The 9,631-nt window shown below is 70.2% G+C and carries 9 protein-coding genes; 3 read left to right on the forward strand and 6 right to left on the reverse strand.

The window, feature by feature from the left end; genetic code table 11:
* On the forward strand, positions 1-225 hold a 225-nt coding region (locus AB0L53_RS58985; RefSeq protein WP_364015780.1), incomplete at its 5' end, for a sensor histidine kinase.
* A gap of 136 nt (positions 226-361) precedes the next feature.
* Positions 362-1,618 (forward strand): C39 family peptidase, encoded by a 1,257-nt coding sequence (locus tag AB0L53_RS58990; RefSeq protein ID WP_364015783.1) that lies wholly within the window; start codon positions 362-364, stop codon positions 1,616-1,618.
* A gap of 2 nt (positions 1,619-1,620) precedes the next feature.
* On the opposite strand, the gene AB0L53_RS58995 is transcribed toward AB0L53_RS58990, so the two are convergent.
* Positions 1,621-2,640, reverse strand: coding sequence for a nitronate monooxygenase (locus AB0L53_RS58995; RefSeq protein ID WP_364015786.1), 1,020 nt, complete (start codon positions 2,638-2,640; stop codon positions 1,621-1,623).
* Positions 2,641-2,802: 162 nt separating this feature from the next.
* On the opposite strand from AB0L53_RS58995, the gene AB0L53_RS59000 reads away from it, so the two are divergent.
* Positions 2,803-4,566, forward strand: a complete 1,764-nt coding sequence (locus AB0L53_RS59000) for a CBM35 domain-containing protein (RefSeq protein WP_364015789.1) — start codon at positions 2,803-2,805, stop codon at positions 4,564-4,566.
* A gap of 87 nt (positions 4,567-4,653) precedes the next feature.
* Here the strand turns inward: AB0L53_RS59000 and AB0L53_RS59005 are convergent, their stop codons facing one another.
* The 5 genes from AB0L53_RS59005 to AB0L53_RS59025 form a co-directional block, all read right to left on the reverse strand.
* Positions 4,654-5,568: a lytic polysaccharide monooxygenase gene (locus AB0L53_RS59005; protein ID WP_364015792.1), complete on the reverse strand. Its 915-nt coding sequence runs from the start codon at positions 5,566-5,568 to the stop codon at positions 4,654-4,656.
* Between the two features lie 181 nt (positions 5,569-5,749).
* Positions 5,750-6,136, reverse strand: coding sequence for a hypothetical protein (locus AB0L53_RS59010; RefSeq protein ID WP_364015795.1), 387 nt, complete (start codon positions 6,134-6,136; stop codon positions 5,750-5,752).
* Between the two features lie 87 nt (positions 6,137-6,223).
* Positions 6,224-8,590, reverse strand: a complete 2,367-nt coding sequence (locus AB0L53_RS59015; RefSeq protein WP_364015798.1) for a hypothetical protein — start codon at positions 8,588-8,590, stop codon at positions 6,224-6,226.
* 3 nt (positions 8,591-8,593) lie between these two features.
* Complete coding sequence (locus tag AB0L53_RS59020) at positions 8,594-8,896, reverse strand: hypothetical protein (RefSeq protein WP_364015801.1); 303 nt, start codon at positions 8,894-8,896, stop codon at positions 8,594-8,596.
* Complete coding sequence (locus AB0L53_RS59025; protein ID WP_364015804.1) at positions 8,893-9,279, reverse strand: YbaB/EbfC family nucleoid-associated protein; 387 nt, start codon at positions 9,277-9,279, stop codon at positions 8,893-8,895. The genes AB0L53_RS59020 and AB0L53_RS59025 overlap by 4 nt, the downstream gene beginning before the upstream one ends.
* Positions 9,280-9,631 lie beyond the last annotated feature (352 nt).

The raw sequence follows: 9,631 nt of genomic DNA on the forward strand, positions 1-9,631 counted from the left end.
CCGCAGGTCTCGCCGTACGAGGTGGACGACCTGTTCGAGCCGTTCCGCCGGCTGCAGGGCGACCGGGTGCGGTCGGCGCGTGGCGCGGGGCTGGGACTCTCGATCGTCCGGGCCATCGTCGACGCGCACGGCGGCACTGTCACCGCCGAGGCGCGGCCGGAGGGCGGTCTCACCGTCACCATGCGGCTGCCCCGGCTGGAGCGCCGAGCGGCCCTGCGAGCCTGAGCAGAGCCTGAGCAGAGCCCGAGCGGAGCCCGCGCCGAGATAGCGGACAGTGCGCGTACGTACATTTTCCGATGCGTTGTATGCCCTCTATGTCTACTGTCTGCCGCATCGAGCGCCGTCCAAGCAAGGTAGGTTCATGCGCGCGCTGACCGTACTCCTCTCCACCGTCCTGGTTTCCGCGACCCTGGCGGCTCCCGCGACCGGCCTCGCCGCCACGAAACCCGCGGCGGCCACGACGGACGTCGTCTATCAACGGGCCGACTTCGCCACCGGTACGCCCGAAGGGACGGCCATCGGCGAGGGCCTGTCGTTCGCCGCCGCGGTCGGCACCACCACCTACACCGACGCGCTCGGCACCAAGAGCTGGGAGTACGCCCGCTGGACCGGCCCGGAGTCGCCGATCGGCTTCGCCGCCACCGAACTGATCGCATCCTGGACCGCCGACCTCCCGGCGGGCAGTTGGCTGCAGGTCGAGGCGCGCACCCGGCACACGGCCGGGCTGAGCAAGTGGTACGTGCTCGGCCGCTGGGCGTACGGAGAGGGCGACATCCGCCGCACCTCAGTGCCCGGGCAGGCCGACGCCGACGGCACCGTCTCCGTGGACACGTTCGTCGCGGCGGCGGACAAGCAGATCAACGCCTACCAGCTACGCCTCACCCTGTACCGGACGCCCGGCTCCGCCGTGACGCCGACCGTACGGACGCTGGGCGCGATGGCCTCGAACGTGCCCGAGCGCAAGACCGTGCCGGTCAGCCCGGGCGGCGGCGCGTGGGGCACCGAGCTGGCCGTGCCGCGTCGCTCCCAGAACGTGCACGAAGGCCACTACCCGGAATGGGACGGCGGCGGTCAGGCCTGGTGCAGCCCGACCTCGACCACGATGGTCCTGGGCTACTGGGACAAGTGGCCCAGCGCGCAGGACACCTCCTGGGTGGATCCGTCCGATCCCGATCCGGAGGTCGACTACGCCGCTCGCTTCTCCTACGACCACGCCTACCAGGGCGCGGGCAACTGGCCGTTCAACACCGCCTACGCCGGTCGCTACGGCATGGACGGCTTCGTCACCCGCCTGCGGACACTGACCGAGCTGGAGAAGCTGATCAGCGCTGGAATCCCGGTCATCACCTCGCAGTCGTTCAAGAAGGGCGAGCTGCCGGGCGCCGGGTACGGCACCAACGGGCACATCATGGTGATCGTCGGCTTCACCGCCGAGGGTGACGTGGTCGCCAACGACCCCGCCTCCGCCGATGACGACGCCGTGCGGCACGTCTATCCGCGGGCCGCGTTCGAGAACGTCTGGCTGCGCAGCTCCAGCAGCGGCGGCATCGTGTACGTCATCCACCCGCCCGGCCGTGCCCTGCCCGCGACCACGCCGGGACTGCCCGCCAACTGGTGACGCTAGCCCGTGACCGCCCGGTAGCGGTCGAGGGCGGCGCGGGCCTGCGTGGTGATCGTGTCGATCACCACGCCCGCCGGCTCGATCGAGTCGACCAGGCCCACGCCCTCACCCGCGAGCAGTGCCATCTCCTCCAGGTCGCCGGTCGTCAGGCCGCGCATCGGGACCAGAAAGGAGAACTTGTGCATCTCCACCGGCTCTCCGTTGACCACCGTGTGCCCGATGACCTCCAGCCCCGAGGTGTCGCGCGGCACCTCGTCCGCCCGGTCGTGCCACTCGCGGACGACCCGGTTACGTAGCACCCGCGTCGGATTGAACGCCGGATGCTCCGGGCCGAACACCGGCGTGCGCGCGGTGTCGGTGCCCCTTGCCGTCACCAGGCGGCTCTTGTAGCCCTCGTGCGCCGCCGACTCGGTCGTGGCCACCAGCCGCGTACCGATCCAGGCGCCGTCGGCCCCGAGCATGAGCGCGGCGGCCAGCCCACGGCCGTCCGCGATCCCGCCGGCCGCCAGGACCAGCGCCGGGGCGACAGCGTCGACCACCAGCGGGACCAGCGCGAACGTCGGCAGGGTCGCGTAATTGTGCCCGCCCGCCTCCAGCCCCTGCGCCACCACGACGTCCACCCCGTCGTCCACCGCCCGCTTGGCGTCGTCCACCGAGCCGACCTGCTCGAAGACGCGTACGCCCGCGCCGTGCAGCTGCCCGATCCAGCTCTTCGGCGGATGCCCCCAGTGGAACGACGCCACCGCGACGCCGGCCGCGCAGACCGCGTCGATCTGCTCGGGCTTGGCGAAAGGGGTGACGAAGTTGACGTTGAACGGCCCGGTCGTGCCGGCCCGTACCGCTTCGATGGTCTCGACCATGGCGGCGGTGGGCATCAACCCCACCCCGAGAGACCCCAGCGCCCCGGCGTCGCTCACCGCGATCGCCAGCTCCGGCAGCATCCCGGCGAACGCCATGCCGGCCTGCGCGATCGGGGTGGTCAGACCGTACGCCTCGGTGAAGCGTGTCCGCAGTTCCATGTGGGCGCCTTTCCCCTGTGTAGCGATATCTCCTGACAAAGGGGCGTTCCATGCCGTTCCAAGTGAACACATCCGACCTATTGACTAGCCTCACCGTCGGTGGTCATATCGAGAAATATTAGGAAAGTTTATTAACGAGCGCACGTCACAGGGAGCTGCGCCATGTCCAGAACGGTGCCTGTCTTAGCCGTACTCGCCCTCCTGGCGACGATATTGATCGGAGGTGTAGCGCAGGCAGCAACCAACCGGTACGAGGCGGAGGCCGCCACGATCTCCAAGGGCGTCCTGGAGACCACCCACACGGGTTTCTCCGGCACCGGCTACGTCAACGGCGACAACGTCTCGGGCAGTTACCTGGAGTTCGCCGTCACCGCCCCCTCGGACGGCAGCGCGACCCTCGACCTGCGCTACGCGAACGGCACCACCACCAACCGCCCCGCCACCATCGCGGTCAACGGCACGGCGATCGCCACCGCCCACGCGTTCACCAGCACGGGCACCTGGGACACCTGGACCACCGCCACGCTCACCGCGACACTGCGCGCTGGCGCCAACACGGTCAGGGTCACCGCGACCACCGCCAATGGCAACCCCAACCTGGACTTCCTCGACGTCACCCCCTCCAGCACCCAGGACATCGCCTACCAGGCGGAGAGCGCCGTACTCTCCCAGGCGGCGGTGGCCACCAACCACACCGGCTTCACCGGCACCGGCTTCGTCGACTACGTCAACACCACCGGCGGCTACGTCGAGTGGACCGTGAACGCAGCCGAGGCGGCCACCGCGACGCTGACCCTGCGCTACGCCAACGGCACGAAGGAGAACCGCCCACTGGACATCTCGGTCAACGGCACCGCGGTCGCGGCCGGCAAGGCGTTCAACCCCACGGCGAACTGGGACACCTGGGTCGACCTCCCCATCACCGCCCAGCTCAACGCCGGGGCGAACACGGTCAGAGCGACCGCCACGGCCGCCACCGGCGGGCCCAACCTCGACAAGCTCACGGTCTCCGGCCCCATCGACTCCCACGCGCCCACGGCCCCCGGCCAGCCGAGCCAGACGGCCATCACCTCGTCGAGCGTCACGGTGACCTGGGCGGCCTCGGCCGATGACGTGGGCGTCGCCTTCTACGACCTGTTCGGCGACGGGCGGGCGTGCGGCACCGTCTCGGGACAGACCACCACGGGCACCTGTACGGGCCTGAGCGCCGACACCGACCACGCCATCCACGTCGTCGCGCGGGACGCGGCCGGCAACGCCTCCCCGCCGAGCCCCGATCTCACCGTCCACACCCCCGTCGCGCAGAACCCGTACGGTGACCCGTACCTGGTCCCCATGTTCGACGGCACCACGCTGAACGGCTGGACCCCGCACGCGGCGGCCGGCTGGACCGTACGCGACAACGCCATCCATGGCACCGGTACGGCGGGCCGAGGCTGGATCTACTACAACAAGCAGCAGACCGGCACGTTCCGCTGGATCTTCAGCGTCCGGCAGGTGACCGGCGACCACGCGCCGACCGTGCTGATCTGGGGCACCACCACGCCGATCAGGGACGCCCTCAGCGCCATCCAGTTCCAGCCGCCCAACGGCGGCCACTGGGACTACCGCCCCGGTCACAACAACGGCGGCGGCAGCCTGTTCACCCAGTTCCCGCACACCAAGTGGGACATCCACAACTGGAGCCAGTGCGAGCTCGTGGCCAACCAGAGCACCGGCGAGGCGAAGATGGCCTGCTGCCCGATCACGGCGGGCACGCCCACGTGTACGGCGGTGAAGGTGCTGGCCTTCAAGGACACCACCGCCGGTCAGGCCGGCCCGCTGGCCATCCAGATCCACAACAGCGGCATCCAGGACGAATACCGTGACCTCTACCTGGAGTCCCCGGTGGTGGTGAACCCGGACGGCTTCATCACCACGGGCTGACCGGACGGCGTCCCGGCTTCCCGATGACCTCGGGAAGCCGGAGACCCGAAGGATCCTCTACTTAGGGCGGCGGGCGCCTCTCGGTCCCTACCTAGGACGGCGGCCCTTCGCTCGGGTCAGGACGACGATCGCCCCGGCCGCGACGGCGAGAAGTGCCACACCGCCGACCGCCCACGGCAGCCCGCCGCTCCCCCCGCTCCCGGAGAGAGCGGCCGCGGCGGCCGCCGACTCGGATGCGGGGTCGGCAACCGCGGACTCGTCGGCTGTGGAGTCGGTGGGTTCGGCCTCGGCAGCGGCGGGGTCGGTGGGTGCGGGTTCGGACGGTACGGGCTCGGAGGGTACGGCGGCGGCCTTGGCGGTGTGGAAGACCACGTCGGAGCAGGAGTAATAGGTGTCCGGCGTGTCGGAGTTCTGCCAGATCGTGTAGATCAGCTGACGGCCGCTCTTGCCGGCGGGCAGCCGCCCTTTCATGACGTACGAGCCGTCCGCCATCGCCGGGTCGGTGACCTTGAGGAAGGGCTGCTTCTCCAGGTCGGACCACTTGAGCGCGCGAGACGGGTCGTAGCCGTCCGTCGTGACGTACAGCCGGAAGGTTCCCTTGTGCGGGATCGTGCCGCGATATTTGAAGGTGAACCCCGCTCCAGCCGTCAGCCTGGTGGCGGGCCAGTCGGCACGGGCGAGGTCGAGGCCGCCGAAGCCCTCGATGCCGCCGCTGCACAGCTTCCCGTCGGGGATCACCTCGCGGTCCCGGCCCGCGACGTCCGCCACCCTGAGGTTGTCCCACTCGTCGGGCAGTTCCGTACCACTCACCGCCATGGCGGCAGTGCAGGCGGGGGACTTCTTCGTCAGCGGGCTGTCGGTGCCGCAGGCCGCCGCCCGGCTGAGCGGATTCTCCAGCGCCCCATGGGCGCCGGCCGGTGCGGCGGGCAGCAGCAGGCCGCCGGCGAGCAGGCCGAGCGCGACGACGGCCACGCCCGCGATCCGGCGACGACGCACGCCCACGTGGCAGACCTCCTCGGCTCGCGACACCCGTCCTGCGTAGAGGTACGGACCTCCGGCCGCACAGGTTCACCCGATCGGCGGTCCGGACCCGGCCGAGAACCGCGTTCCCGTAGAGAACCGCGATCCCGTAGAGAACCGCGATCCCGTAGAGAACCGCGATCCCGTGGAGAATCGCGATCGGCTATCCGGACTCGGCGGAGAACCGGTAGAACTCCTGGAGGACCCGCGCGGCGGCCTCCTCGCCGACCTCGGGGCACACGTACCCGCCGGCCGCGATGTGCGCGCACAGCTCCGGATCCGGCCGCAGGTGGTGGGTGCGCAGGTAGTAGGTGACCGTGTCGGTCCAGACGTACGTCCCGTCGGTGCGGAAGCTCAGCGGCACCACCTCGCCGCGCGCCGGCTCGACCCGGTCCACGTCCAGCCCGGTGGTGCCCAGGATCGGCGTGCCCGCCTCCAGGTAGCCGGCCAGCCGTTCGCGCTCCTCTGGGCTGTCCACCAGCGGATGACCGGGCTCGAAGCACGGCACCCCGTCCCGGACGCCGTCGAACACCCGAGCGACCATGATCATGGCCTTTTCCCCTCCGGACGGCACCTGTCGAGAACGGACGGCTGCCAGCCGATGATCGCATAGAGGCTGATGAGCTGTTCGGTCACCTCAGGAGCCGCCGAAGTGGTGGACGGGCTCATGGGTCAACGGCACGTCACCGGTCGCGTGGTCGGCGATCTGGTACAGGCGGTCGAGCACCTCGTCGTGCCACGCCTGGCGACCCAGCCGCTCGAACTCCGGCCGCAGCGCCTGGATCCGCTCGGTGAACAGGTCGATGTCCTCGCGGGTGAGCTGGTTGTCGATCCACTCGCCGTCGTCGTCCATGTAGTGCCAGGCGAAGTCGTTCTGGGCGTACTCGATCCTGTCGAGGCCGAACGAGAAGGACCTGCTGAGGTCGATCCCGCCCACCCCGTCCTTCCCGTGCGCGAGCCAGTTGCCGCCCCTGCGGTCGGTGTTGCCGATCAGGGCGTCGAGCAGGCCGAGCCGCCTTCCCCCCGCGCTTTCGTGGAAGGGCAACAGCTCGCCCCTTATCTCGGACGGGTCGACGCCGTCCATGAACTGCATGTAGACCGCGTCCCGGTTGAACGGATCCCTGATGACGTGCGGTACGGGGGCGCCGATCATCCGCCCGACGAGGGAGGCGAGCAGGTCCTTTTTCACCGTGACGTGCCCGTAGAGATGAAGTTTCCGGATCAGTACGGTTCCGTCGCGGAACCGGACTGTCTGCACCACTCCATGCTGGCCACCGGCCAGGAACTTGGGCTGCGGCTTCTCCTGCTCCAGTTTCGCCTTCAGCGTCTCCTCGTTGAGCGGCCCGCGCGGGAGCTCGTGGCGGGGTCCGGGCACGTCCACCGGGACGGCCGGCTGCTGGTGCGGCTGCTCCGGCCGGGTGTGGTGCCACTGGCCGTCGTCGCGGAAGATCGGCCGGCCGTCGGCACGGTATTGAGGGATGCTCCCGGTGTGCGCCTGCCGGTCGGCGCCGATGTAGACCAGCTTGTCAGCCGCGATGACCTCCCGGCCGGTGAGGTCGGCGAGCTGCCGCACCGCGCCGCGATTCTGGTCGAGGTCGCAGCCCAGGAGGCGCAGCTTGGCGGTGGGGTCGGCCCGCACGGCCGGGTCGTGGGCGAGCATCGTGCCCACGTCGCGGCTCGACAGCCGCTCGTCACCGATGTAGAACCCGTGGCGGTCGGTGCGGATGCCCACGTTGATGACACCGGGCGTCTGCCGCAGCAGCCGCATGTCCGCGCTGGGCATGACCGCCCGGCCCGGATCCCGGTACCAGACGCCCGCGGCGACCTCGTGCCGGCTCTGCCGGATGAGCTCCCGGTGCCTGGGCGTGAGCACCGGCACGGCCGTCCCGCCGCCGCCGGTTTCGGCCCGTCCGGTCCCCTCGGGCGGCGGCCGGCCCGGACCGTCGTGCGGGTCCTGGCCGAAGTGGTACGCGGGCGCCCGCTGATCAGCCGGACGCCCCGTGCCCTCCAGCCGGGTGCCCTCCGCCCGCGTGCCCTCCAGCCGGGTGCCGTCCAGTCGCGGCGCCTCTCCCAGGCGCGGCATGCGCAGGCCGTCGGCGGCCCGCGGGCCCGCGTAGCCCGCCCTGCCGTCGATGCCGCCCACGAAGCCCGCCACCGCCGCCTTGGCCAGCATCTCCGGAGTGAGCGGGCCGCTCTCGTACAGCATGGGGATCGAGCCGATCACCGAGGCCACGCTGCTCTGGGCCGCCACCCCGCCCACGGTCTGGGTCAGGAACGCGGCCACCCGCTCGCGCGCCGTCAGCTCCTCCTTCAGCACGACGCCGCCCAGCAGCCGCGGACCGCCGACCTTGGCGAGGATCCCGCCCAGCCCGGCGAACGCCAGCCCGGTCAGCAGCCCGCCCTCCACCGCCGCGGCCGTCTTGCCGCCGTCCCATTCGTGCCGCTTACCCTCGGCGAACTGCCAGAGCTGGGTTCCGCCGTCCAGGCCGACCATGAACGCGATGCTCATCAGCAGCAGCTTGGCGATCGTCCTGACGTTCAGCCTGGCCATCGAGCAGGCGGGCCCGATGGACAGGAACGAGGCGCCGCCCGTGGCGGGCCCGAACGCGTAGGACCGCAGCAGCAGGAAGGCCAGCAGGATCAGACAGAGCGCGATGTACTTCTGCGTGTAGTCGGTGTCCAGGCCGTATGACTCGAGCTGTTTCGCCGCCGCCTCGCAGGCCTTGGCCAGCTCCTCCACGTACGCGGGATCATCGGTGGTGAACTTCTCCCAGTAGCCGCACAGCGCGGTGGCCGCGGGGCCGACGGCGTAGGCCAGCACGTGGTTGAGCGCTTCGTCCCCCTGGCCGCCCGCTGTGCGGCACATCCCGGCCGCACTGCGCAGGTCGGCGGCTCGCGCCAGGCTCTCCTCGCCGTCGCCTTCCGGGTAGTCCATGCCGACGACCCAGCCGAGTACCGGTTCCACGTACGGGAACGCGGGGCCGAGCAGGGTCTTCAGATCCACGCCTCAGACCTGCGGATACAGGTGATTGGCCCGCTCGTAGTTGCGGGCCGCCGTGTCGACCTGCTCCGTCAGGTCGTCGACGCTCTTCGCGCCCTGGTGGAAGTCGGCGAGCAGGTCTTCGAGCGTGCCGGTGAACCGGGCGGCGAACTGCCGGCCGTACTGGTCCTGTCCCCACGGGGCGCTGTCGAGCACGGACTGCACGAGCCCCCTCGCCTCACGCAGGGTGGCGGCGGGAGCGCACCAGTCCGTGCCCGCCCTGCGCATCTGGCCCCAGGCGACGTCGAACCCCTGCGCCCACTCGCTCATCGACTCTCCCCGCGTTGGAGTGGCGTGTCCGGAAGCAGCCGGTCAAGGTCGAACTCGCCGCCGAACAGCTGCTCGGCCGACATCCCCTCGGGCACGAGCGGCGCCATCAGCTTCCGCGACTCCTCGGCGACCCGCGCGTTGGCCTCGGTGATCTGGTCGAGGACCGCCTGGGCCAGCTCCGACGGGGAGAACCGGGTGTAGACGCGGGGATGGAAGACGACCTCGTCGATCCGGCCCTGCGGACCCGCCGTCACGGTCACGTTGCCGTCGGAGACGGTGGCCGTGACCTCCCGGAGCTGAGCGTGTGTCTCCCGGACCTGGCTGACTTGCCTGCCGAACTCCGCCACCAGACCCTCGATGGCAGCCTGCAAGTCATCGTGCATTCAGCACCCCTTCACTACCGAGACCCCATAGTCCCATATGTCATACGAAATCGCAGGAAACCGCCCAGCAACACTCTTGTATTATTAATAAAATACGAATAATGTCTCTCCTCAACCGGAACCCGCAGGTCAGGCGTTCCGTTCGAAGGGAGTCAGCATGGGATCGAAGATTCCCAGGGGCCCGGCTGGGAGTGTCAAGGGATCAACTACCACTGGTTGAATCTGGTGGTTTGCTCTCGCGGTCCCGTCTGGATGAGGGGAGGTCGGTAGCGTGTGGCTGGTTGATGGCAGCCCAGCCCGCGATGCCGCGTGTGGCGATGTTGCGGGCTGCGATGTGGTCGGCGTGCCCAGC

The organism is Nonomuraea sp. NPDC052129, from assembly GCF_040680095.1.
Lineage (GTDB): Bacteria > Actinomycetota > Actinomycetes > Streptosporangiales > Streptosporangiaceae > Nonomuraea.